Below are 24816 nucleotides of genomic sequence, written 5' to 3' on the forward strand. Positions count from 1 at the left end.
ACTCACTGTCCGTGACCGGATCGAGAAAAACGGAGAAGACATGAACGACTGGAACACACTTATACCGAGCACGCATGTGGATACTTTCACACGCGACCGCTTGCCACCGCCCGAGCAGTGGCCCGTGTTCATCGCCAACCGGCCCGAGCTGGACTATCCCGACACACTGAACTGCGCGGTAGAACTGGTGGACCGGCATGTGCAGGCCGGCAGAGGCGATCGCATCGCGCTGCATGGCGTGAGCGACTTCAACAAAGGTGGTGGCGACTTCAGTTGGACGTATGCGCAGTTGCAAGACAAAAGCAACCGCATCGCCCAGGTGTTGACACAAGACATGGGCCTCGTGCCCGGCAACCGGATTTTGCTGCGCGGCGGCAACAGCCCCATGATGGCCGCTTGCTTGCTGGGCGCGCTCAAGGCAGGGCTGGTGGCGGTGCCCACCATGCCGCTGCTGCGTGCGGGCGAGTTGGCACAGATCATCGACAAAGCGCAGGTCAGCGCCGCGCTGTGCGACAGCCTGCTGGCCGACGAACTGCAGCACTGCATGACGCCTGGCCACGCCAGCCACATGGCCAGCTTGCAGCAGTTGGTGCAGTTCCGCAGCGATGCCCCCGATAGCCTGGAGCAGCGCATGGCACAGCAAAGTGGCGCGTACACGCCTCACGCCACCAGTCGCGACGACGTGTGTCTGATCGCTTTCACCAGCGGCACCACAGGCAAGCCCAAGGGCACCATGCACTTCCACCGCGATGTGCTGGCCATGTGCGACTTATTCCCGCGCCATATCTTGCGCATGGATGAAAACGATGTGGTGTGCGGCACGCCGCCCATCGCCTTCACCTTCGGCTTGGGCGGTCTGCTGGCGTTTCCGCTGCGCTATGGCGCGAGCACTGTGCTGCTGGAAAAGCACACGCCCGAGACCTTGATGCAGACCATTGCCAAGTACCGCGCCACGCAGTGCTACACCGCGCCCACCATGTACCGCCAGATGGCAACGCTGGCCAAAGGCATTGACCTGTCGAGCCTTAAGCACCCCGTCTCGGCAGGTGAGGCCTTGCCCGACACCACCCGCCAGCTGTGGAAGCATGCCACGGGCATCGAAATGACCGACGGCATTGGCGGCACCGAAGTGATCCACATCTACATCTCGAGCGCGGGCTCGCAAGTGCGCCCCGGCAGCATTGGCCAAGTGGTGCCCGGCTATGTGGCGCAGATCGTGGGTGACGACATGCAGCCTGTGCCGCCCGGCACCGTGGGGCGGCTCGCGGTGCGCGGCCCCACAGGCTGCAAATACCTGGCCGACCCGCGCCAGCAAGACTATGCGAAAGACGGCTGGAACCTGCCTGGCGACACCTTTGTCATGGACGCCGACGGCTACTTCAGCTACCAGGCCCGCAACGATGACATGATCATCTCGGCGGGCTACAACATCGCAGGCCCCGAGGTGGAAGGCGCTTTGCTGCAACACCCGGCCGTGGCCGAATGCGGCGTGGTCGGCATGCCCGACGAAGACCGTGGCCACATCGTGCAGGCCTATGTGGTGCTCAAGTCCGGCCACACGGGCGACGAGACCATGGAAAAAGCCCTGCAAGAGCACGTCAAGCAAACCATCGCCCCGTTCAAGTACCCGCGCAAAGTGGTCTTTTTGGCCGCCTTGCCCCGCACCGAAACCGGCAAACTGCAGCGCTTCAAGCTGCGTCAAATTTCAGTCAACAAATAACTTTGCGGGACAGATCTTTAGCTCTGTCCCCAACTGATCAAAGGAAAAGCATGTTCAACGTTTTGCAACCCGAAGGCTGGGCACCCGCCAAAGGCTATGCCAACGGCATCGAAGCGCGTGGCCGCATGGTGTTCGTCGCGGGCATGATCGGCTGGAACGGCCAAGCCCAGTTCGAGACCGACGACTTTGTGGCCCAGTGCCGCCAGGCCCTGCAAAACATCGTCGACACGCTCGCCTGCGCAGGCGCAGGCCCGCAGCACATGGCCCGCATGACCTGGTACGTCAAGGACAAGAAGGAATACCTGGCCCGTGGCAGGGAGCTGGGCAAGGTCTATCAGGAAGTCATCGGCAAAAACTACCCGGCCATGACGCTGGTGCAAGTGGCTGATCTGGTGGAAGACCGCGCCCAAGTTGAGATCGAAGTCACCGCAGTAGTACCCGACACCTCGGCCTGAGTGACCCCATGCGCTTTATTTCATTTTTAAGGATTTCACTCGGGAATTCACCTAGTGATACGCCCACAGCTTATGCAACATAACGCATTAAGCTCATTGTTTTCTTCCGCTATTCTTTGAATCAGCGTGACGGAAAACCCCAACGCCCAATTGAAAACAGGAACTGGAGACCTTTGACATGACCCATTCAACATCCCGCCGCCAAATGCTCAGCCAAGGCGCAGCCCTTGTGGGCGCAGCCTCGACAGGTTTGCTCTTGCCCCAAAGCGTCTTGGCGCAATCGGGCAAGATCCGCGTGGGCTTCATGCTGCCCTACACCGGCACCTACGCCCAGCTGGGCGTGGCCATTGAAAACGGTGTGCGCATGGCCATCAACGAACAAGGCGGCAAGCTCGGCGGCCGCGAGATCGAATGGTTCAAAGTCGACGACGAATCCGAACCCTCCAAAGGCATCGAAAACGCCAACAAGCTGGTGCAACGCGACAAGGTTGACGTCATCATCGGCACCGTGCACTCGGGCGTGCAAATGGGCATCCACAAAGTGGCCCGTGACAGCGGTGTGCTCAGCCTGATCCCCAACGCCGGTGTGCACGCAGCCACCCGCGCCCTGTGCGCACCCAACGTGTTCCGCACCAGTTTCTCCAACAGCCAGCCCACCATGGCGCTGGGCGAGGCCATGGTCAAGCGTGGCCACAAAAAGGCCGTCTGGATCACCCACAAATACGCCGCTGGCGACGAAGCCTTTGAAGGTTTCCGCGACAGCTACACCAAAGCCGGTGGCACCATCGTCAAGGAGCTGGGTCTGCCCTTCCCCAACGTCGAGTTTCAGGCCCTGCTGACCGAAATCGCTGCGCTCAAGCCCGACGCGGTGGCCTGCTTCTTTGCCGGTGGCGCTGCCGCCAAATTCATGAAGGACTTTGCTGCTGCGGGCCTCAAAGGCAAGATCGCCTTGTACGGCTCAGGCTTCCTGACCGAAGGCGTGATCGAAGCCGCAGGCCCCGCCGCCGAAGGCGTGATGACCACCCTGCACTATGCCGATGGCCTGGACACCAAGCGCAACAAGGACTTCCGCTTGGCTTATGCCAAGACCTTCAAGATGCAACCGGATGTCTATGCGGTGCAAGGCTACGACACCGGCTTGCTGCTGATCCAGGGTGCCAACGCCGTCAAAGGCGATTTGAGCCAGAAACCCGCCCTGTACAAAGCCATGGAAGGCGCCGTGATCGACAGCCCGCGCGGCAAGTGGACCATGAGCAAAGCCCACAACCCGGTGCAGGACATGTACCTGCGCGAAGTGGTCAAAGGCGAAAACAAGGTGCTGGGCATCGCTGCCAAAGCCTTGGCTGACTCAGGCGCTGGCTGCCGCCTGTAAGCCACAGCAGGCCAGTGTGAAGCACTGGCCACTGCCCCCTGAACGGCGGACTGGTTCCGCCGTTTTCACACCTGCTTCGCAAAGACCTCTCCGATGGACCTCGTCAATTTCTCAATCCAGCTGCTCAACAGCGTCCAGTACGGCCTGCTGCTGTTCATGCTGGCCGCTGGCCTCACGCTGATCTTCGGCATCATGGGCGTGGTCAACCTCGCGCATGGCAGCTTCTACATGCTGGGCGCTTTTCTGGCCTGGTCCCTCTCGGGCATGCTGGGCAGCTTCACGCTGGCCATCATCGTGGGCACGGTGCTGTCGGTGGTCTTTGGGCTCTTGCTCGAAAAACTGCTGTTCAAACACTTCTACCACCGCGACCACTTGGACCAGGTGCTGCTGACCTTTGGCCTGATTTACGTGTTTGAAGAGCTGCGCTCCATGCTCTGGGGCGACGATGTGCACGGCGTGCAAATCCCTGAAGCCTTGTCGGCCTCGATTGCACTGACCGACACCCTGTCTTATCCTGTGTACCGCCTGTTCATGTCGGGGGTGTGCCTGTTGTTGGCTTTGGGCCTGTACCTCTTAATCTCCAAAACCCGCTTGGGCATGAAGATCCGCGCCGGTGCCTTCAACCACGAAATGACCGAAGCCCTGGGCGTGAACATCGGCCTGATCCACGCGGTGGTGTTTGCGCTGGGTGTGGGTTTGGCCTCGATCGCAGGCATGATCGCCGCCCCCATTTCCAGCGTCTACCCCAATATGGGCTCGCAGGTACTGATCATGTGCTTTGTGGTCGTGGTCATCGGTGGCATCGGCTCGGTGCGCGGTGCACTGATTGCGGCGCTGTTGGTGGGCTTGGTGGACACCTTTGGCAAAGTCCTGCTGCCCCAGGTGTCGGGCATGCTGGTGTATGTGCTCATGGCCGCGGTGCTTTTGTACAAGCCCGAAGGCCTTTTCAAACAGTGAGGCCGTCATGAGCGCACCCCAAACCCATCTGGAAATCCTGCCGCGCAGCGTGCAATTGCTGCTCGTGCTGGGCCTGGCCGCCCTGATCGCCTTCCCCTTTGTAGGCACCATCTTCTACGTCGACATGGTCAACCGCATGATGATCTTGGCCATCTTCGCGATGAGCCTGGACCTCTTGCAAGGCGTGACCGGCCTGGTCTCGCTGGGCCATGCGGCCTACTTCGGTATCGCCGGTTATGCCCTGGCCTTCTTGACGCCTGAAGGCGCACCCGTGAGCCTGTACACCAGCTTGCCGCTGGCCGTGGGGGGCTCGGCGCTGGCCGCGCTCATCATCGGTTTTCTGGTGGTGCGCACACAGGGCATCTACTTCATCATGGTCACCATGGCCTTTGCGCAAATGGTGTTCTTCCTCTTCTTTGACAACAAAGCGCTGGGCGGCTCGGATGGTTTGTTCCTCAACTTCAAGCCCGATGCCGTGCTGATCAACCTGGAGAACAAACAGGTGTTTTACTTCTTCACCCTGGCCTGCCTGGTGGGCGTGTACGCCTTCTTGCGCCGCCTGCTGTGGAGCCCTTTTGGCCGAGCGCTGTCGGGCATCCGCGTGAACGAGCACCGCATGCGCGCTTTGGGCTTTGGCACGTTCAGCCACAAGCTGGCCGCCTTCACCTTGGCCGGGGCCCTGGCCGGTTTGGCCGGTTACCTGTGGGCTGCGCAAAGCGGCTTTGTGAACCCTGAACTCATGGGCTTTCACATGAGCGCACACGCCATCATGATGGTCATCCTGGGCGGCATGGGCAACTTCGCCGGGGCCATCATCGGTGCCTTCAGTTTTGAAATGCTCCTGCACGTCTTCAAGGACCTGCCTGCCGTGGGCAACTTTGAAACCGGCAAACACTGGCAGATGTGGATGGGCCTGTTCATCGTGGCGCTGATCGTCTTTGCGCCCAAAGGGATCTTGGGCCTGATCACCCGCCTGATCTCCAGCATCTTCGCCCGCCAGGAGGCGCGCCATGAGTGAACGCCAAACCCTGATGTCGGCCCGCCAGCTGACCAAGCGCTTTGGTGGCCTGGCCGCCGTCAACGATGTCAACGTCGATTTGTGGCTGGGCCACATCCACGCCGTGATCGGCCCCAACGGCGCGGGCAAATCCACGCTGACCAATTTGCTCTCGGGCGACTTGCCGCCCACCAGCGGCACCATCACGCTCGACGGCCACGACATCACCGGCTGGACGCCCGAGAAAATCTCGCGCCACCGCTTGGGCCGCAGCTACCAAAAGACCAACATCTTCCGCACCTTCAGCGTCTGGGACAACGTGCGCTTGGCCGCGCAGTCGCGGGTGCAGCCCTCGCCGTTCAACCCGCTGGGTTGGCTGAGCAGCACAACGGGCATGTCGGCGGTCAATGCACAGGCCGAGCGGGCCATTGAACTGGCCGGTTTGCAAGACCGCCGCCACACCATCGCGGGTGCGGCCAGCCACGGCGAGCAGCGCCAACTGGAGATTGCCATGACGCTGGCCACCGAGCCGGTCGTGCTGTTGCTGGACGAACCCCTGGCTGGCATGGGCGTGATGGAGGCCGAAAGCATGGTGCAGCTCTTGCTGCGCCTGAAAAAAGACCACGCCATGATGCTGGTCGAGCACGACATCGACGCGATCTTCACCTTGGCCGACCACCTGACGGTGATGGTCAACGGCCAGGTGATCGCGAGCGACAAGCCCGCCGTGGTGCGTGCCGACCCCAGCGTGCAAGCGGCCTACCTGGGTGAAGAAGTGGGTGAAGAAGTGGGTGAAAAAATGGGTGAGGAACATTGAGATGAACGAACTCTTGATCAACGCCCAAGGCCTCAACACCTATTACGGCGCCAGCCACATCCTGCGCGGCATCGACTTCTCTGTGGGCCGGGGCGAGACCATTGGCCTCATGGGCCGCAACGGCATGGGCAAAAGCACCTTGCTCAAATCCATCATGGGCATCGTGCCGCCGCAAAGCGGCACCGTGCACATCAAAGGCCAGGCCATGCATGGCCGCCCCACCTTTGAAGTGGCGCAACTGGGCATCGCCTACGTGCCCGAAGGCCGGGGCATCTTTGGCAACCTGAGCGTGAAAGAGAACCTGGTGATGGCCGCCCGTCCAGGCAAAGCGAGAGCAGGCGCCGCCAGCGGCGCGGGCTCCCGCGACTGGACCTACGAGCGCGTGCTGGAGACCTTCCCCCGATTGCAAGAGCGCTTGGGCCACGGCGGCCAGCAATTGTCTGGCGGCGAGCAGCAAATGCTCACCATTGGCCGGGCGCTCATGACCAACCCCGATGTGCTGATCCTGGACGAAGCGACCGAGGGCCTGGCTCCGCTGATCGCACGCGAGATCTGGCGCATCTGCAGCCTCATCAAAGAAAGCGGCATCAGCGCCATCATCGTGGACAAGAACTGGAAACACGTCACCCAAATCACCGACCGCAATGTGATTCTGGTCAAAGGCCAGGTGGTGTTTGAAGGCTCCTCACAAGCCCTGCATGACGACCCCAGCGTGCTGGAGCAGCACCTGGGCGTTTGATAAGCACCGCATCGCCCACAGGGTGGGCTCCTACATTTCCCATGTAGGAGCGCACCCCATGCGCAATGGGCGTGAAACACATTTCCCCTGTAGGAGCGCACCCCGTGCGCGATGGACGTGGAACACATTTCCCTTGTAGGAGCGCACCCCGTGCGCGATGGGCGTGGAACACATTTCCCTTGTAGGAGCGCACCCCGTGCGCGATAGGCGTGGAACACGCTCACCACCCAAACTGCAAGGGTCTTCACCAGCGTGCAAACATGCTGTCTGATGCCAAAATGGACGCTTTGCTTTTCAAATTCAGCACAGCATGTTTCGCAACGCAGTCATCACCGGCGCATGTGGCGGTCTGGGCCAGGCCCTGGCCCGTCAACTGATCAAGCAAGGTGCCCACGTGGCGCTGGTCGGCATGAACACCGACACCTTGCAAACGCTGGCGGCTGTGGCCCCCGAGCGCTGCCGGACCTACACCCCCGACGTGTCTGACGCTGCCGCCATGCAGGCCGTGGCCAGCGACTGGCTGCAAGTGGGCACGCCCGATCTGGTGATCGCCAATGCGGGTGTGGCCGGTGGCTTTGACACCGCCGAAGCGTCTGACCTGGCCGTCATGCGCCGCATGCTCGAGATCAACCTGCTGGGCGTGGCCACCACCCTTCATCCCTTTTTGCGTGCGATGCAAGAGCGCGGCCAGCGCGGTGCCCTGGTCGGCGTGGCCAGCGTGGCCGGCTGGCGCGGCATGCCGGGCAACGGCGCGTATTGCGCCAGCAAGGCTGGGCTCATCGCGTATTTGCAAAGCCTGCGCGCCGAGCTGCGCCCCACGCCGCTGACGGTGCACACCATCAGCCCCGGCTACCTGCGCACGCCCCTCACGGCGGGCAACACTTTTGCCATGCCCGGCCTGCTGGAGCCCGATGCCGCTGCACGCGCACTGCTGCAAGGCGTGGCACAGGGCCGCGAACACATCGTTTTGCCTCGGCGCATCGGCTGGCTGTCACAAGCCTTGTCACTGCTGCCCGCCCCATGGCATGACCGCATCCTGCTGGGCCAGCCGCGCAAGCCGCGTGCGGGCCAAGCGGGCGCCACACCCATTCCGGGACTCGACACCCCCTCACCATGAGCCATGGCATGACCCCGACACACGAACAAATCGCCCTGATTGGTGCGGGCCCATCGGGCCTGTCGGCCGCACGGGCCCTCAGCAAACACGGCGTGGCCTTTCAGGGCTTGGAGATGCACACCGATGTGGGTGGCCTGTGGAACATCGGCAACAGCCGCTCCACGGTGTATGAATCGGCGCACCTGATCTCGAGCAAGCACATGACGGAGTTCAAGGAATTCCCCATGCCCGAAGGCACGGCCGACTACCCCAGCCACCGCGAACTGCTGGACTACTTTCAGGACTACGCCACACACTTCGACTTGAAACGCCATTTCCGTTTCGGGGTGCGGGTGGTGCGCGTCGAGCCGCTCAGCCAAACAGCCGACAGCCTTTGGCGCGTGACCATCGATGCGGGCAAGGGCGTGCTGGAAACTGCCGAATACAAAGGCGTGGTCATCGCCAACGGCATCCTGGCCGAGCCCAACATGCCGCAGTGGCCGGGCCAATTCAGTGGCCAGCTGATGCACACCTCGGCCTACAAAAAAGCCGAGCAATTCAAAGGCCAGCGGGTGCTGATCGTGGGCGCAGGCAACTCCGGCTGCGACATCGCGGTGGACGCGGTGCACCACGCCCAAAGCGTGGACATCTCGGTACGCCGGGGCTATTACTTCGTGCCCAAATACGTGTTCGGAAAACCTGCCGACAGCGTGGGGGGCAAGATCAAATTACCACGCTGGCTCAAGCAAAAAGTCGACACCACTTTGCTCCAATGGTTCACCGGCGATCCGACGCGCTTTGGCTTTCCCAAGCCCGACTACAAGATGTACGAGTCCCACCCCATCGTGAACTCGCTCATCCTGCACCACATCGGTCATGGTGACGTGAAGGTGCGCCCCGACATCGCGCGCATGGACGGCCACACCGTGCACTTCAAGGATGGCAGCCAAGCTGATTACGACCTGGTCATGGCCGCCACCGGCTACAAACTGCACTACCCTTTCATCGACGACAGCCTGCTCAACTGGCAAGGCATGGCGCCGCAGCTGTACCTGAACATCTTCGCGCCGCGCTTTGAACGCCTGGCCGTGCTGGGCATGGTCGAAGCCGCAGGCCTGGGCTGGGAAGGCCGCGCCGAGCAAGCCGAGGTGGTGGCCCGCTACTTCAAAGGTCTGGACCAAGGTGCGGCCCAAGCGGCAGCATTCAACCAGGCCCGCCAAGGCCCTTCACCGGACCTGTCGGGGGGCTACCACTACCTCAAGCTCGAACGCATGTCCTGCTATGTGAACAAAGAGGTCTACCGCCGCACCATGCGCGAGACCGCTGCCACCCTGGGCTGATGCCCTCAACGAAAGCCCGCCATGCTGCCTGTTGACGAGATACGCCTGAATTTCAACCCCGCCTCGCTGGCCGTGCTCAATGCCGTGCTCGGCTTTTTGATGTTCGGCATCGCGCTGGACACCCGCGTAGAAGATTTCCGCCGCCTGCTGCGCATGCCGGTGGCGTTTGCTGCAGGCATTGCGGCGCAGTTCTTGGTCTTACCGGCCATCACCTTTGCCCTGACGCTGGTGCTGCAGCCCGCTCCCAGCATCGCGCTGGGCATGATCCTGGTGGCTTGCTGCCCACCCGGTAACGTGAGCAACATCCTCACCCACCGCGCTGGCGGCAACGTGGCGCTGAGCGTGTCCATGACCGCCGTGTCCAACGCCATCTCCGTGGTGGCCATGCCGCTGAACTTTGCATTCTGGGGCGGCATCCACCCCACGGCCTCCAAGCTCTTGACCAGCATCGCACTCGACCCGCTGCAGATGTTTGGGCACATCCTCTTGATCATCGGCTTGCCCTTTGTGCTGGGTCTGGCCTGTGTGCACCGCTTTCCGGTTTTTACAGAGCGCTTCAAAAAACCGCTGCGCATCCTCAGCTTTGTCGCCCTGATCGGCTTCATCGTCGGCGCCATCGCGGGCAACTGGCGCTACTTTCTGGACTATGTCGGCCTGGTGCTGCTGGCCGTGGTGCTGCACGATGCGCTGGCCTTTGGCACCGGTTGGTCGATTGCGCGCATGGCCCGCCTGAGTGACTACGACTGCCGCGCCGTCTCCATCGAAGTGGGCATCCGCAACGCAGGCCTGGGGCTGGTGTTGATCTTCAGCTTCTTTGACGGCTTGGGTGGCATGGCCGTGGTGGCCGGCGTGTGGGGCTTTTGGGACATCATTGCGGGCTTGCTGCTGGCCGGTTGGTGGGCCCGTCAACCCCTGACAAGCGGCGGCCCGGCCGCCAAGCAAGTTTGAACGCCCCACAGGCCCGCCGGATCCTGATCACCGGCGCCTCGGGCTTTTTGGGCCAAGGCTTGGTGCGCGCTTTGGCTGAACGCGGCCAGGGCGAAGTCCTCATCGCCGTCGACGTGCGCGAAGTGCCACAAGCCCAGCGCCTGCCCAACATCAACTACGTCACCCAAGACGTGCGCGACCCGGCGCTGGCTGGCACCCTCGCCACGCACCGCATCGACACCGTGGTGCACCTGGCCTCCATCGTCACACCCGGCAAAGACTCGAACCGCGCATTTGAATATTCGGTCGATGTGGGCGGCACACGCAATGTGCTGCAAGCCTGCGTGCAGCAAGGCGTAGCGCACATCGTGGTGTCTTCCAGCGGCGCAGCCTATGGCTACCACGCTGACAACCCCGACTGGCTCACCGAAGACATGCCCCTGCGCGGCAACGAAAGCTTTGCCTACGCGCACCACAAAAGGCTGGTCGAAGAGATGCTGGCGCAATACCGCCAAAGCCACCCCGAGCTGCAGCAAACCGTGCTGCGCATTGGCACCATCTTGGGCGAGCGGGTCGACAACCAAATCACCGCCTTGTTTGAAAAACCCCGCCTCTTGGCCATTGCAGGCAGTGACAGCCCCTTTGTGTTCATCTGGGACGAAGACGTCACCGGCGCCATCGTGCATGCGCTCAGCGGCCAAGCCGCAAACGGCTGCTTCAACCTGGCTGGTGACGGTGCCCTGACGATCTTCGCGATTGCCAAGCGCCTGAACAAGCGCACCCGCGTCTTGCCCGCGTGGCTCCTGAAAACCGCTTTGTGGCTGGGCAGCCGCTTGGGGCTTAGCCGCTACGGCCCCGAACAACTCGACTTTTTGCGCTACCGGCCGGTGCTGCTGAACACAGCGCTCAAGACCCGCTTTGGCTACACGCCCGCCAAGACCAGTGCACAAGCATTTGACGCATTTGCCAGAGTGAAAAACAAGCACCCTGGCTGAACTGGCCACATCAAGCGTTCAACTGACAGGAATCGGGCTCAAGCGCCAGGGCGGTATGGCGTCACAATTTTGCCTCTTTGCCATTCAGGGCGGATCAGTTTTCGCGCGCCGGTCCCCAGTCCGCTTAAACCCGTGCTGCCCAGCGCCAGCGATGCAGCGACCGATGGACAAGCCAAACCGCGATGGCGTGAAATGGCCGTAGCAAACATGGCTTCACCGGGGTCCCCAAGTGCATGCAACAAGTCATCTGACGCAGCGCACTGAGGCACAAAGCCATCGGCATACCCGCCCTGACCTTTGTTGTTCACGCCCTCAAACTCCATGGCAGCATAGGTGATGCCGCAATTGTCCTGAGGCACAAACCCATAAGGCTTGCCACAAGTGGTGCCACCAATTTGCACAACCTCCACATCCACGCCACGCAAGCCATTGATGATGGACTCGCTGGCTGAACAGGTTTGATCCGTGGTGAGAACATAGATACGGGACAAGCTCAAAGACTCGATGGCTTTGCCATCCATGTCCGCGCTGTAAAAAGGCAAACTTTCATCTTCCGAAGTCCGCTTGTCACTGTGACGCACCGTTTCAAAGGTTTTGCCTTGCGTGCGAACAGGTCCCGCCACGCCATAAGCCACAGCACTGGCCAAAGCCAAGTAGCCCCCACCGTTGTAGCGCAAGTCCACCACCAGTTGATCGACTTTCTGCGTCTTGAAATCGCTCAAGGCGGCCAGCAATGGGGCTTGGGCTGATTCCACATGCGCATTAAAAAGCAGGTAGCCCCACTTCACCCCCTGCGAATCGGTCACCACCTTGTGCTCTGCCTGTGGCAAAACAGTGGTGCTGGCCGTCAAGAAAACTGTTTCTGTGTTTGTTTGGCCCTGGCGCTTGACCAGAAAACTGTGTGTGCCTGCAACAGCAGGGGTCAGCACACGATCAACCGATGTTGCGTTGGCAGTCACATTCACCGCATAACCATCAACACCCACGATTTCATCTCCCCGTTTGAGGCCTGTTTGCGCTGCAAATCCGGCTTGGTTGATGGGGAAAACATGAGAGATCCAAATGCGGCGTGCAGACCCGCTGCCTTGCTCACTGAGCAACCACCCGTACCCTAACTCCGCTCCTTGTGAAAACTGATTCCAAGAATACGTACCCTGGACGAAGCTGAATTTATCGACGGCCGCCCCGGAAGCTGTGCGCTTGGGGGTCAACTGGGCATAGAAATAATTGCTCAGCGAATTTGCAAAATTCTGCCAAGCTGACCCATTACTCAGGTTGAACTGGGCATCGCTGGCATTCACCGCCGGGATGTCTTTGTACCAAAAATAACGCTCTTGCAGGTAAGCTTTGACCCAGTTTCGCTCGTCGGCCAATGTGCCTTTTTGGGTCGCTGTGGACGCATCACCCGACAAAATATTGTCCACTGAACAGATTTGAGCCAACTCGGTGGAAGTTTTCTCTGGCTTCACCTCGGCTGTGCCGCCTCCGCCTCCACCACCACATCCAGCCAGCGCCAGCACCACCCAGCAGCAAACAGTCCCATAAGCGCGCATGAACACCTCAAATCAAAAGTTGATTTAAAAGTACTCATTATGAATGATGAATCAATCATTTAAAGATCAAAGCAATGGCCTCAGTTCTCGCGCTGCCTCCAGCAGCAAAGGCAACCACTTGCGCTGCACAGCGGCTTCGGTCAACTGCTCTGGCGTGCTCACCACATTGAGCGCCGCCAATGTGCGCCCCTGCATGTTGCGCAAGGGAACGGCCAGGGCATGGATGCCCAGCTCATGGGCATCGCGTGACAGCGCGTGATCTTGTGCGCGCACCTGAGCGATGATGGATTGAAAGGCCGCCATGCCCACAGCGGTCTGCGGCGTGATGCGCGCCAGAACACGATCCTTGAGCCAGTCGTTGAAGTCCGACTCGGGCAAATTGGCCAACAACACCTGCCCAGTGGACGTGGCATGCGCCGGCAAACGTGCGCCCAAGTGCAAACCATAGGCCAGATGACGCACAGGCTCGGCCACGCCAGCGCTGCGTGCCACGATCACGCACTCATCCCCGTCCAGCACCACCGCCGAAAATGAGGCCTGCGTTTGCACCGCCAGCCGGTTGAGCGTGGGCTGCAAGGCACGTGGCAAGCGCGAGGTGGCCATGTAGCTGCCCGCAAAGCGCAACACCCGGGCAGACAACCAGTAATGGCTGCCGTCGGTCTCCAGATAACCCAGTTCTGCCAGCGTGAGCAAATGCCGCCGCGCCGAAGCACGGGTGATGCCGGTGCGCTGGGCGGCCAGCGTGGCGTTCAAGCGCTGCCGCTCGGTATCAAAGGCTTCCAAAACGGACAAACCTTTGGCCAGGCCTTCGATGTAATCTGCTTTGGCAATGGGCATAGCTGCTTTTCAAATGGTTGAATCGACGGGCTCAGAGCCCCGTCCATTCTGGAGCGACCAAGCCCGCAAGCGTTCCACGCCTTGCGCAAGACGCACCAAATCTTTCGAGGCAAAGCACCAGCGCAGCCAGCCTGCGGCCTCAGAGGCAAAGGCTTCGCCGGGGGCCAGGCCCAAACCGGCTTCGGCCACCAAGCGCTTGGCGGTGGCCACCGAGTCGGGGTGGCCTTCGAGTCTGAAAAACGCGTACATGCCGCCTTTGGCTGGGGCCACTTGCACGCCTGGCACGGCTTGCAGCAAGGGGACCAAGGTGTCGCGGCAGGCTTTGAGGTGCGCCACCACGCGGGGCGTGATGGCAGCGGTATTTTGCAAAGCCACCACACCCGCACGCTGGGTGAAGACCGAGGCACACGAGGTGTTGAACTCGATCAGCTTGCCCATGTGGGGGGTCATGGCGGGCGGCATCACCAGCCAGCCCAGGCGCCAGCCGGTCATCAAGAAGCTCTTGGAAAAGCTGTGGACCACCACCAGGCGGTCATCTGGCTCGGCCACGTCCAGAAACGACGGCGCGCAGCCGTTGGCCGTGTCGGTGTCGTAATACAGGCGCTCGTACACCTCGTCGGCCAGCACCCAGGTACCGGTGCTGCGGCAATGCGCCAGGATCTCGGCTTGTTCGGCGCGGCTCAATGTCCAGCCCGTGGGGTTGTTGGGCGAGTTGACAATCAGCATTCGGGTGGCGGGCGTGATGGCCGCTTTGAGCGCGGCCATGTCCAGCTGCCACTGGCCAGCCACGGGGCGCAGCGAGACGCACTTCAAATGCGCCCCCATGACCAGCGCTTGTGCCGTGAGGTTGGGCCACACCGGCGTGACGGCGACCACCTCGTCGCCCGCGTCGATCAGGGCTTGCGCGGTCAACATCAGCGCGTTGACGCCACCCGAGGTGATGGCGATGCGGTCCACGCCAATGTGGCCGTGCAGGGCCGTCATGTAGTCGGCCACCGCTTGGCGCAACTCGGGCAGGCCCAGGTTGTGCGAATAGAAAGTCTCGCCGCCTTGCATGGAATCGATGGCGGCCTGACGCACGATGTCGGGCGTGACCTCGTCGGACTCGCCAAACCAAAAAGCCAACACATCGGGGCGGCCCATGCCCGCGTTGGCCACTTCCCGGATGCGGGACTCTTCCAGATCGAGCACGGTCTGGCGCATGAAAGGTGGGGCAATGTTGTTCATGCCTTCATCCTAACTTCTGCCAGCGCCACCGCCGCGCATGGCTTGCGAAATTTGATCAGCTGCCTATCATGGGCAGCACAACAACACGTCAGGGAGACCCCATGAAACACCACCGCGCAGCGCTGCTCATCGGATTGCTGTCCGCCCTCCTCGCCTGCAGCCTGGCCCCGTCCACGGCGTCCGCTGCATCCACCGGCGTGTCCCGCAAAAAAGCCCCCAGGCAAGCCATCGACCGAGGCCCCGCCGAAACCCGGGCCGAACGCGACAAGCGCCTGGCGCGCGAATGCAAAGGCCGCCCCAATGCGGGTGCCTGCGAAGGTTACGGCTACTGAATCACCTGCAGGAGCGCACCCTGTGCGCGAAGGATTGTTGTGGGAGCAGCGCCCTGTGCGCGCTGGGATGTCGCATTGAAAATCGCGCACAGGGTGCGGCTCCTACATGAACCACTGCCGCAAGCCACTGGCGCGCACGCTGGGCCGGGCAATGGCCGCTTCCAGCAAGCCCGCTTGGGCCTCGATCAGGCTGAACTGTTCGCGTGCCCGGGTGATGCCGGTGTAGACCAACTCGCGTGACAACACGTCGGCACCGCCCGGTGGCAACACCAGCGCCGTGTGCCAAAACTCCGAGCCCTGGCTTTTGTGCACCGTCATGGCAAAAGCGGTTTCCACATGGGCCAAGCGTGTCACGCTGACCGATCGCAGCTGATCGCCATCGAGGAACCAGACCTTGAGCGCGCCTTGCGCGTTGGGCAAGGCCACGCCCACGTCGCCGTTGAACACCCCCAGCTGCGCGTCGTTGCGCGTGACCATGACCGGCCGCCCGGCAAACCACTCGCCCTGGGCTTTAAGCCAGCCTTGGTCGGCCAGCGCTTTTTGCACAGATGCATTCAGGCCTTCGGTGCCCCACTCGCCTTGGCGCACCGCGCACAAAATGCGAAAGCGGTCAAAGGCCAGCAAGACCGATTGGACCCAGGCGTCGTGCGCACCGGCCACCGGCCCGGCGGCGATGCAGGCCAAGTATTCGGCATACGAGGGCTTGCCCGATGCACCACGCGCCAAATCACAAACCGCCTGCGGGCTGCTGGCCTGCTGCGCCCACAGCGGCTGCGCAAGCGGCCCGGCATCGGCCGACTGCAAGGCGGCAGATGCCGCCGTGGCATCGCCGCCATTCACGGCCCAAGCCAGTTGCCCGATGGGTCCGCCAAAGCGGCGGCTCTCGCGCAGCATGACGGTTTGCTGGGCCAAAGGCGGCGCTGAAGTGCCAGCGGCCAGATACGCCGCCTCCAGCGTCTGCCCGGCTACGGCCTGAACAAACTGCACCGTTTCGGCGCTGTAGTGGCCTTGCGCCGCGTCGCGGCACAGATCGCCCAGCACGGCACCGGCCTCCACCGAGGCCAGCTGGTCCTTGTCGCCCAGCAGCACCAGCCGCGCATGCGGCGGCAAGGCTTGCAGCAAGGCGTCCATCATTTCCAAATGCACCATCGAGGCTTCGTCCACGATGAGCACATCCACATCGAGCGGGTGTGCCGCATGGTGGCGGAACTGCCTCGAATCGGGCCGCGCACCCAAGAGCGAATGCAAGGTGCGCGCTGGCCCCATGCGCTCGACCAACGCTTTGAGGTCCAGCCCGGCGTCGGCGGGCACAGGCAAGTCCTGCAAGGCTTTGTCGATGGATTGTTTCAATCGCGCTGCGGCTTTGCCGGTGGGTGCGGCCAGGGCCACGCGCAAGGGGCTGCCCGTGTCGTGCAGCGCCAGCAACAAGGCCAACAAGCGCGCAGCGGTGTAGGTCTTGCCCGTGCCCGGCCCGCCGGTGATGACCGACAAACGGGCCCGCAGGGCCACAGCGCAAGCCATCTTCTGCCAGTCCACATCTGGCCTGGGCGCGAAAAACCGGTCCAGCCACACACGCGCTGCCTGTTGCGGCACCGGCAGCGGTTCACCGGCACGCTGCAGCAAGCCCTGCCCCACCCGCTGCTCGTAGCCCGCATAACGGCGCAGGTACAAAAGCGGCGCATCGGCTGTGCCGCCGAGCACCAGGGGCTGGCCCGCATCGGAGGCATCGGCGTCACGCAGGCAGCTGGCTTGCAGCTGCTCACGCCAGCCAGGCACATCTCGGGGCATGCTCGCCCACAAGGCGTTCAGGCCCAGGGGCCCGTCCACCCAGGCGGCAGGCCAACCCAGCAAGGCCACAGGCACATCGCACAAAGCGGCGACCGACAAGCAAGTGTGGCCCCGCCCTTCCATCTGCGCCAGCACGGCGGCGGCCACCAGCAAGGCCGCTGGCGCTTGTGGGTCGAGGCGGTGCAATTGCTCAGGCAGCGCGCTGTCGATGCGGCGCAGCAGGCCCTGATCGGCCCACGCGTGCAGCCACTGCAAGGCTTGCGCGGCGCTCAGCATGGCGGCGGGCTGCTCGTTCAGCCAGTCCATCTGCGCCGCAGGCACCACCAGGGCGCGGGGATTTTTGCGCACGCTCATGCGGCCTCCTCGGGGGTCATCATGGCGTCCAGCGCATCGAGCAAAGCCACTGGCGCAGGCAAGGTGCAGCAGCCTGCGGCCGGTCCATCGATGCCGCGCAAAAACAAATACACCGCGCCGCCCAACTGCGTTGCCGGGTCGTAGGCCTCGCCCAAACGGGCCCGCAGCAAGCGGTGCAGCGCCAGCATGTACAGCGCGGCTTGCACCTCGTAGCGGTGGTGCGCCATCGCCGCATCCAGCGCGGGCGCGGTGTAGGCGGCATCGCCCTCGCCCAGGTGGTTGGACTTGTAGTCCAGCACCCAATAGCGCCCCGCGTGTTCGAACACCAGATCGGCAAAACCCATCAGCATGCCGTGCAGCTGTGCGTCGGGCAGCTGCGGGCGACTCACGCCGGGCAGCAAATGCTGGCGGCACAAAGCGTCCACCTCTTTGGCGTGCAAGCGCGCAGCGGGCAACCAAAACTCCATCTCGGGCAGCAAGGTGCCCAGGGCATTCAAAGGCGCATCGGGGCCGCGCAATGGCTGGGCCACCACACGCGAGAGCCACTGCACCACGTCAGCGGCCTGCGCCTTGTAGCCCGCCCGCTCGCAGCGCCTGGCCAGGCGTTCGGCCTGCGGCGTGCCGGGCTGCAAGGCGAAGTGGTCCGCCGCCAGCCACTCCAACTGGTCGTGCAAGAAGTTGCCCGCGCTGGGGCCTCGGGCAAAGCTGTGCCAAGGTGCCAAGGCGGCTGATGCGGAGGCTGAGGGTACGGTCGGCAGCGACACCTCGTCCACCAGCGGCTCGTCATCGGCCGGGCGCGGGGTGGCCATGTGCAAAGCCGCCTGCAACACGGGTTGCGAAGACAGGTCCCGCGTCAAGCGCGAAAAGCTGGCGATCGTCCAGCTCTTGTCGATGCGGGCCGTGCTGTGCAAAGCCTCTTGCAAGGCCGCGTGCTGGGCAGGCCGCTGCCAGCGGGTCAAGGGCACATCGCTTGGGGCCAGCGTCAACTGCACAGGCAGCGCCTCGCCAAGCGCTGCGGTCTGCAGCGCCTGCAGTGGTTGCAGCCATTGCGCGGCTTCCAGTGGCTGGCCGCCGCCCAGCAAGTGGCCAGGCGCGCTGTCGTGGTTGACGCAGGCCTTGCCGTTGCCACGCTTGACCGCGCTCCAGCCCACCCACAGGGCGTGCCGCGCACGGGTCAAGGCCACGTACCACAGCCGCAGGTCTTCGCGCAGGCGGTCCAGGTCCGCGCCTTTCGCGTCTTGCTTGTCAAACGCCAGCGTCCAGTGGCGTTCGCCCTGCGCGTCATTGACTTGCAGCACAGCGGCCTTGTCGGCGCTGACCACGCGGTGGCTGTGCGCAAAGGGCAGGCACACCAGCGGGTATTCCAGGCCCTTGCTCTTGTGGATGGTGATGACTTTGACCAGGTCTTCATCGCTTTCCAGGCGCACGGTCTGTTCTTCGTTCTCAGCTGCGCTGCCGTCCAGCGCTTCGTCGATCTGCTGGCTCAGCCAGCGGATCAGGGCCTGTTCGCCGTCCAGCTGGTGGCTGGCGGTTTGCAGCAGTTCGGCCAGGTGCAAGACATTGGTCAGGCGGCGTTCACCATCGGCCTGCCCGCGCCAGCGCCCGGCCAGCTGCAAGACATGCAGCGACTGGCGCAGCATGGCCAGCACGCCCTGGTTTTGCCAGGTCTGGCGCAGTTCGCGCATCTGCTCGGCACGCTGGTCCAGCAGCTCGTCTTGGGTGGCCAGGTCATGCAGCTCGACCAAAGACAAACCCACAGTGCGCGTGCCCAAGGCGGCGCGCACGCGGCGCATGTCTTGCGGCTCGGCCACGCCGCGCAGCCACAGGCACAGGTCTTGCGCTTCGTCGCTGGCCAACACCGAGTCGCGGTCCGACAAATACACCGAGGCCACGCCGCGCCAGCGCAGCGCATCGCGCACGGCGGCGGCTTCCACACCGGTGCGCACCAGCACCGCAATGTCTTTGGGCTTGAGCGCGGTGTCGCCTTTTTGCGGATCGGCAAAGCGCGCCTGTGGGTCACTGAGCCAGGCCACGATCTGCTCGGCGCACAAGGCCGACAAATGCGCACGCGCATCGCGCTGGCTGCGCAGCGTGTCGTCGTGCACCACCGTCATGGCCGGAATGGGGCCGGTGCTGCCGGTCAGCACTTCGGCTCGGCCCTTGGCGTCCACGCTTTGGAAGGGCAAGGGGTCTTCATCGCCATGGCGGTAACCGAAGGCGTCTTGCGGGATGTTGAACCAGCGGTTGACCACATCGACCACCGCCACGGTGGACCGGAAATTGGTGCCCAGCACATGGTGGCGACCTGCGGTGGCGCGGCGTGCGGCCAGATAGTTCTGGATGTCGGCGCCGCGAAAGCCATAAATCGACTGCTTGGGGTCACCGATCAAGAGCAGCGCAATGTCTTGCCGGTTGTCCGCCGTGCAGTAGATGCGGTCAAAGATGCGGAACTGCAGCGGCGAGGTGTCCTGAAACTCGTCGATCAGGGCCACCGGAAACTGCTCGCGCAGGCGCTGGGCCAGGCGCTCGCCCGCTTGCGGGTCGGCCAGCGCCACATCCAGGCGCTGCAGCATGTCGGCAAAACCAAACAAGCCGCTGCGGCGCTTGAGCTCAGCCATGCGCTGCTGCACATGCGTGCGGGCGTGCAGGCGGGAGGCCTGCGCCGGGTCGGGCAAGGCCAGCAAGGCGGCTTGCAAATCGGCATAGGCCTGGCTTTCGGGCGGCCAATCCACAGGGGCTTCGCCGGGCTTGCGGCAAGCCATCAGCCCTTCGGGCGTGAAGCGGTCCCAGCCGGTTTTCATGCCGGCTTGCAGGGCCTGCGCATCGTCCGGGCCTTGCGACCAGGCCTTGAGCACGCCCAGCCATTCGGCGCATTTTTTGTACGTGAGCTTGCGACCGTCCCAGCTGGACTTGTGGTGCGCCAATTGCGCCTCGATCCAGCCCAGCAAGTTGTCGGCCCGATCGGCCCAGCCTTTTTTGAGCGCTTGCAGCTGCGTTTGGCGGGCGTTGAGCGCGGCCGACAGCACCTGGCCCAGCGTGCCCGGCTCGGCCTCGGCCAGCGGCACGCCCATCAGGGCGCGCATGTCGGCTTCGAGCGTGTCCACATCGCGCCAGATGCCCTGCACCTGCGCCACCAAGCTGGGGGGCATGGGGTACAGCTGCTGGCGCCAATAGTCCTGCACCGCGTCCATGCGCAAGGCGGCTTCGTCGCCCACCAGGTTTTCTTCAAACAGGTTGCCGCTGTCAAAAGCATGCTCGCGCAGCATGCGCTGGCACCAGGCGTCGATGGTGTAGACCGCCGCATCGTCCATGGCCTGCGCGGCCAGCGCCAGCCGATACGCCGCCTGCTCGCGCTGCGGGCCTTCGGGGTATTCGTTTTTCAGTTCAGTCAGAAAAGCATCGTCCGTCTGTGCGATGCCGCGAAACACCTGCGCCGCCTCGGTCAGGCGGGCGCGGATGCGGTCGGACAGCTCGCGCGTGGCGGCGCGGGTGAAGGTCATCACCAGCACGTCTTGCGGCAGCATGGGGCGCACGGGGGCGGTGCCAGCTTCTGAGCCGTCTTCGCCCTCTGTTGCCTGAGTGCCGTGGCCCAGCACCAGGCGCACATACAAAGCGGCAATCGTCCAGGTCTTGCCGGTGCCCGCGCTCGCTTCGATCAGGTGGCTGCCGCGCAGCGGAAAGTTGCTGGCATTCAAGGCGTGTGCGCTGCTCATGCCTGCTCCTCGGGATCATCGCCCCTGTCGGCATCGGGCAAGGGCTCGATCGTGATGTCTGCGGCCCAGGCTTGCAAGGGGGCATAGACCGCATCGGCCAGGCGCTCAAACGCGCCCGTGTCCAGCAAGGACTGCAGCGTAGGGTAGGTGCGCGCCAGCGCCGGGTCTTCGCCCAGGGCACCGCGTTTGAAGTCGCTGCCCTCGTAGGCATCGGCCAGCGCGTTGCGGTTGTCCTTGTCTTTGAGCCATTGCAGCGCCAAGCCGGGCGGCAAAGGCAAGGGCCAGCGCATGCCTTCGACCCAGATGTCCAGCAAAACCTGCAGCTGGGCACGGGCCTGCTCAGGGTCTTGCGGGGGCACGCGCAGCACAGCGTTGCGCCCCACCACCACACAGGGCAAGGGCTGGTGCATGGCGGCAGCCGCCAAAGAGAGCAACCAGATGTCGATCAGTTTGTCGGGGTAGGCCTGTGGCGTTTTGGGCAGCAAGTTGGCCAGCTTGCTGGCGCGCAAGGTGAGCGACAGCGCCCCGCCCTCGCCCAACAAGAGGCCGCTGAGTGCGTCTTGCAAATGGACGTGTGGTGGAACGTGTGGTGTGGCCTGCGCCTGCGGCAGATCGACCAAGAGGCGCTCGGCCACTTCGGGGTAGGCCTGGCGCTCTTGCAAGGCGGTGCCCAACAGGATTTGCAAGTTGTGGCTGAGCTTTTGGGCTTCGAGCACGCCCACACCGGCCAGCGGCAAGGCCCCGGCTTGGCGCAGGCGCTGCACCACGCGCTGAGCGTGCGCGGGCAGCTCATCAAGTATCAGGTCGGCGGGCAGATGTGCCAGCTCGTGGTCGAGCAACTGGTACAGGTCGAGCCCGGCCAGCCCGAACAGCTCTTCGTCGTGCAGTTCACTGCGTTCATCTTCCAGATGCACTTGCAGTCGCTCACGGAAAAACGCGCCCACTGGTCTGCGCAGAAAGCGGGCCAAGTGGGCCAAGCTGATGACGGGCGTGCCGGTGGCGGACTGCAGGGGGGGCAGCAAGACTGGATCGCCACGTCGCTGCGCTCCTCGCGATGACAGACTTTCGGCTTCGGCTTCGGCTTCGTCATCGCGAGCGAAGCGTGGCGATCCAGTCTGCGCCGCCCGCCACTCTTTGGCATAGGTCCGCAAGCCGCTGCCTTCTTCAAAATAAGCCCGGCTGAAGGGCTGCAGCGGGTGCACCGTGGTCAGGCGCTCTGCAGTGCCCGCACCCCACAGCGCATCGATCTCGTCGCGCAGCTGCGACACCAGCACAGAGGGCGGTTGTTCGCTGTTGTCGCGCACGCTTCGGCCGCTCCAGCTCACATACAACACACGGCGGGCCGACAGCAGCGCTTCGAGCATGAGCTGGCGGTCGTCGTCGCGGCGCGAGCGGTCACCCGGGCGGGCCATGCCCGGCAGGCCCAGCAAATCGAAATCGGTGCGTGGGCTGCGGCGCGGGTAGTCGCCGTCGTTCATGCCCAGCAGGCACACCATCTGGAAGGGAATCGCCCGCATGGGCATGAGGGTGCAAAAGGTCACGCCCCCGGCCCGAAAGCGCTGCTCCAGCTTGGGCACTTTCAAGGCCTCCAGCCAGGCCGATCGGGCCACGGCCAAAGGCACCGCCTCGGCAAAACCGGCTTGTTCGGCCGCCAAAACCCAATCATTCAAAGCCTGTTCCAGCGCCGACAAGGCGTTGCGGTCGGCATCGCCTTGCGGCTTGAACAAGGCCGCCAGCAGGGCGCGTGCGCGCTCGGCCCACTGTGCCGGGCTAGCGGGTGTGGTGCAGGCTTGCCACCAGTCCATCAGCGCTTGCAGCAGGTGCGCCAAGGCACCGGCCAGCTCGGCGTCCAGGCCACCCACTTCCGGGTACGGGTCCATGCCCGCTGCGCCAGGCGGCATGGGGTCTGCGCCGCAGGCATAGCCCATCAGCATGCGCTGCACGCCAAACAGGGCCGAGTTGTCTTCGCCGCAGGCGGCCAGGCCCAAGCCCGTGCGGTGCGTGGCCGACAAGCCCCAGCGGATGCCCGAGCCCGCCATCCAGCGGATCAGCGTGGGCAATTGTTCAGGCTTGACGCCAAAGCGGGCCGCCAGCGCGGGCACTTCCAGCAGCTCGACCAGCTCGCTCATGCGGCCACGCTGCTGGGGCAAGGCCAGCAACCACTCCACCGCATGGATGAGCGGACTGCTGGCCTGTGCGCCCAGGTCGGCAATGTCAAACGGGATGAAACGCGCATCGCCGCGCTTGTATTGGCCAAACACGGCGCGGATCGCCGGGGCCATCACCTCGATGTCGGGCACCATCACCACCACGTCGCGCGGCGAGACCTCGGGCATCTGGTGGAACCATTGCAGCAACTGGTCGTGCAGCACTTCGAGTTCGCGCACCGGGCTGTGCGCCACCTTGAAGACCACCGAGGCGTCCTCGCCCTGCACGGGCGAGGCCACCGGGTCTTGGGCGGACTGCAGGTCGCGGATGCGGTTTTGCAATTGCGTGAGCAAGCGCGTGGCATCGCTGCCGGGCGCATCGTCAAAGAAGTCCAAGCGCGGCCACTGCGTCTGGGCCAATGCCGCCTGCACATCGTCAAACGCGTCGAGCTGGCGGATGAAGTCGCGCCCCTGCCGCCCCCAAGCGGCGAGCAAGGCGGGGGCGTGCAGGTGCATCTGCTCATAAGGGGTGTCCGACAGCACCTGGCCGCCCCGGTAGGCGTGCCGCCTGCGTTCGGCCTTCAGGGCATCGCGCCCATCGATGATGTCGCCCCAGTGGTATTGGCACGGGTTGGGCACGGCCAGCAGCACTTGGCTGTGCGCCGCCAAGGCGGCCAGCATCTCCAGCAGCTGGCCAGGCATGTGGCTCATGCCAAACACCGACACGCGCCGCGCCACCGGGCTGTCCAAGGCCTCGCCAGACTGCAGCCGGGCCAAGGCCCGCACATGCAAAGCCGGCCGCGTGGCATGCCGCTCAGATTCGGTCAGGGTGGCCAGCACGCGGCGCCACAGCTCGGCCTGCCACAGCTGGTCAGCGGGCAAATCGTCTTGACCTGAAGCCTTGCGCAGCACATCCCGCCCGGCGGCCCAGTCTTGAAGCCAATCCGGGCGGTAAATTTGGTACTGGTCAAACAAGTCGGCCAGGCGGCTGGCCAGTTGCAGCAGGCGGTCGGGCTCGTCGCCCCGCAAAAATCCGGCCACCGGTGCAAACACGGCATCGGCCACACACGCGGGCAACAAGGCCATCAAGCGCCAAGTCATGGGCAGCTTGTCGAGCGGCGAATCGGGCGGCACATTCTGCGCACCCAGCACCTGCCGGTAGGTGCGCCACAAAAAGCGCGAGGGCAGCTCCACCCGGGTGGCTGCGCAGACGCCGCCTTGTTGGGCCAGCGCCATCTTGATCCACTCGGCCATGCCGTTGCTTTGCACCAGCACCACCTCGGGCTCCAGCGGCGCCAAGGGCTGGCGCGCCAGCCAGGCCGACAAGGTCTCGGCCAGCACCTCGGAGCGGTGGCTGTGCAAGGCAATGAAGCCGGGCGGGATCGGGGTGGGGGTCATTCAGGCGAAAGTGGACGGCGAAGCCCTGAAGAATAGCGTGACCAGAGACCTT

18 protein-coding genes are annotated in these 24816 nt (G+C 63.7%); 12 read left to right on the forward strand and 6 right to left on the reverse strand.

Translation table 11 applies throughout. The features are described 5' to 3' along the window. Positions 1-40: 40 nt before the first annotated feature. From B9Z52_RS16335 to B9Z52_RS16385, 11 genes are all read left to right on the forward strand, one after another. Positions 41-1720 carry an AMP-binding protein gene (locus tag B9Z52_RS16335; RefSeq protein WP_108414937.1) on the forward strand — a complete coding sequence of 560 codons (1680 nt, stop codon included), beginning with the start codon at positions 41-43 and terminating at the stop codon, positions 1718-1720. Between the two features lie 50 nt (positions 1721-1770). Then, a complete protein-coding gene (locus B9Z52_RS16340) occupies positions 1771-2175 on the forward strand; it encodes a RidA family protein (protein ID WP_108414914.1) in 405 nt (134 codons plus the stop codon). A 178-nt stretch (positions 2176-2353) separates the two neighbouring features. Beyond that, the gene (locus B9Z52_RS16345; protein WP_108414915.1) at positions 2354-3547 is read left to right on the forward strand and encodes an ABC transporter substrate-binding protein; all 1194 of its coding nucleotides are present in this window, start codon (positions 2354-2356) and stop codon (positions 3545-3547) included. 93 nt (positions 3548-3640) lie between these two features. After that, on the forward strand, positions 3641-4504 hold the full coding sequence (locus tag B9Z52_RS16350; RefSeq protein ID WP_108414916.1) for a branched-chain amino acid ABC transporter permease: 864 nt from the start codon (positions 3641-3643) through the stop codon (positions 4502-4504). 7 nt (positions 4505-4511) lie between these two features. Continuing rightward, entirely contained in the window at positions 4512-5522 is a 1011-nt protein-coding gene (locus tag B9Z52_RS16355; RefSeq protein WP_108414917.1) for a branched-chain amino acid ABC transporter permease, read from the forward strand. Next, positions 5515-6318, forward strand: a complete 804-nt coding sequence (locus B9Z52_RS16360) for an ABC transporter ATP-binding protein (RefSeq protein ID WP_108414918.1) — start codon at positions 5515-5517, stop codon at positions 6316-6318. The genes B9Z52_RS16355 and B9Z52_RS16360 overlap by 8 nt, the downstream gene beginning before the upstream one ends. A 1-nt stretch (position 6319) precedes the next feature. Further along, positions 6320-7057, forward strand: a complete 738-nt coding sequence (locus tag B9Z52_RS16365) for an ABC transporter ATP-binding protein (protein ID WP_108414919.1) — start codon at positions 6320-6322, stop codon at positions 7055-7057. A gap of 310 nt (positions 7058-7367) precedes the next feature. Next, the gene (locus B9Z52_RS16370; RefSeq protein ID WP_108414920.1) at positions 7368-8174 is read left to right on the forward strand and encodes an SDR family oxidoreductase; all 807 of its coding nucleotides are present in this window, start codon (positions 7368-7370) and stop codon (positions 8172-8174) included. Between the two features lie 8 nt (positions 8175-8182). After that, a complete protein-coding gene (locus B9Z52_RS16375; RefSeq protein WP_108414938.1) occupies positions 8183-9493 on the forward strand; it encodes an NAD(P)/FAD-dependent oxidoreductase in 1311 nt (436 codons plus the stop codon). A gap of 21 nt (positions 9494-9514) precedes the next feature. Further along, entirely contained in the window at positions 9515-10441 is a 927-nt protein-coding gene (locus tag B9Z52_RS16380; protein WP_108414921.1) for a bile acid:sodium symporter family protein, read from the forward strand. Next, the gene (locus tag B9Z52_RS16385; protein ID WP_108414922.1) at positions 10438-11415 is read left to right on the forward strand and encodes an SDR family oxidoreductase; all 978 of its coding nucleotides are present in this window, start codon (positions 10438-10440) and stop codon (positions 11413-11415) included. The genes B9Z52_RS16380 and B9Z52_RS16385 overlap by 4 nt, the downstream gene beginning before the upstream one ends. A 38-nt stretch (positions 11416-11453) precedes the next feature. On the opposite strand, the gene B9Z52_RS16390 is transcribed toward B9Z52_RS16385, so the two are convergent. The 3 genes from B9Z52_RS16390 to B9Z52_RS16400 all read right to left on the reverse strand — a co-directional run bounded on the left by B9Z52_RS16390 (position 11454) and on the right by B9Z52_RS16400 (position 15032). After that, complete coding sequence (locus B9Z52_RS16390) at positions 11454-12968, reverse strand: S41 family peptidase (protein ID WP_108414923.1); 1515 nt, start codon at positions 12966-12968, stop codon at positions 11454-11456. A 66-nt stretch (positions 12969-13034) separates the two neighbouring features. Next, the gene (locus tag B9Z52_RS16395; RefSeq protein WP_108414924.1) at positions 13035-13805 is read right to left on the reverse strand and encodes an IclR family transcriptional regulator C-terminal domain-containing protein; all 771 of its coding nucleotides are present in this window, start codon (positions 13803-13805) and stop codon (positions 13035-13037) included. Positions 13806-13814: 9 nt separating this feature from the next. After that, a complete protein-coding gene (locus tag B9Z52_RS16400; protein ID WP_369907947.1) occupies positions 13815-15032 on the reverse strand; it encodes a pyridoxal phosphate-dependent aminotransferase in 1218 nt (405 codons plus the stop codon). Between the two features lie 101 nt (positions 15033-15133). Between B9Z52_RS16400 and B9Z52_RS16405 the strand changes: the two genes are divergently transcribed. After that, positions 15134-15364, forward strand: coding sequence for a hypothetical protein (locus B9Z52_RS16405; RefSeq protein ID WP_108414940.1), 231 nt, complete (start codon positions 15134-15136; stop codon positions 15362-15364). Between the two features lie 102 nt (positions 15365-15466). On the opposite strand, the gene recD is transcribed toward B9Z52_RS16405, so the two are convergent. From recD to recC, 3 genes are read right to left on the reverse strand one after another with little or no spacing between them, the layout of a single operon-like run. After that, on the reverse strand, positions 15467-17506 hold the full coding sequence (gene recD / locus B9Z52_RS16410; protein ID WP_108414925.1) for an exodeoxyribonuclease V subunit alpha: 2040 nt from the start codon (positions 17504-17506) through the stop codon (positions 15467-15469). Continuing rightward, positions 17503-21219 carry an exodeoxyribonuclease V subunit beta gene (gene recB / locus B9Z52_RS16415; RefSeq protein WP_108414926.1) on the reverse strand — a complete coding sequence of 1239 codons (3717 nt, stop codon included), beginning with the start codon at positions 21217-21219 and terminating at the stop codon, positions 17503-17505. Before recB ends, recD begins: the two co-directional genes overlap by 4 nt. Next, positions 21216-24764 (reverse strand): exodeoxyribonuclease V subunit gamma, encoded by a 3549-nt coding sequence (gene recC, locus B9Z52_RS16420; RefSeq protein WP_108414927.1) that lies wholly within the window; start codon positions 24762-24764, stop codon positions 21216-21218. The genes recB and recC overlap by 4 nt, the downstream gene beginning before the upstream one ends. Positions 24765-24816 lie beyond the last annotated feature (52 nt).

Origin of the sequence: Limnohabitans sp. Jir72, assembly GCF_003063575.1 — a bacterium.
Lineage (GTDB): Bacteria > Pseudomonadota > Gammaproteobacteria > Burkholderiales > Burkholderiaceae_C > Limnohabitans_A.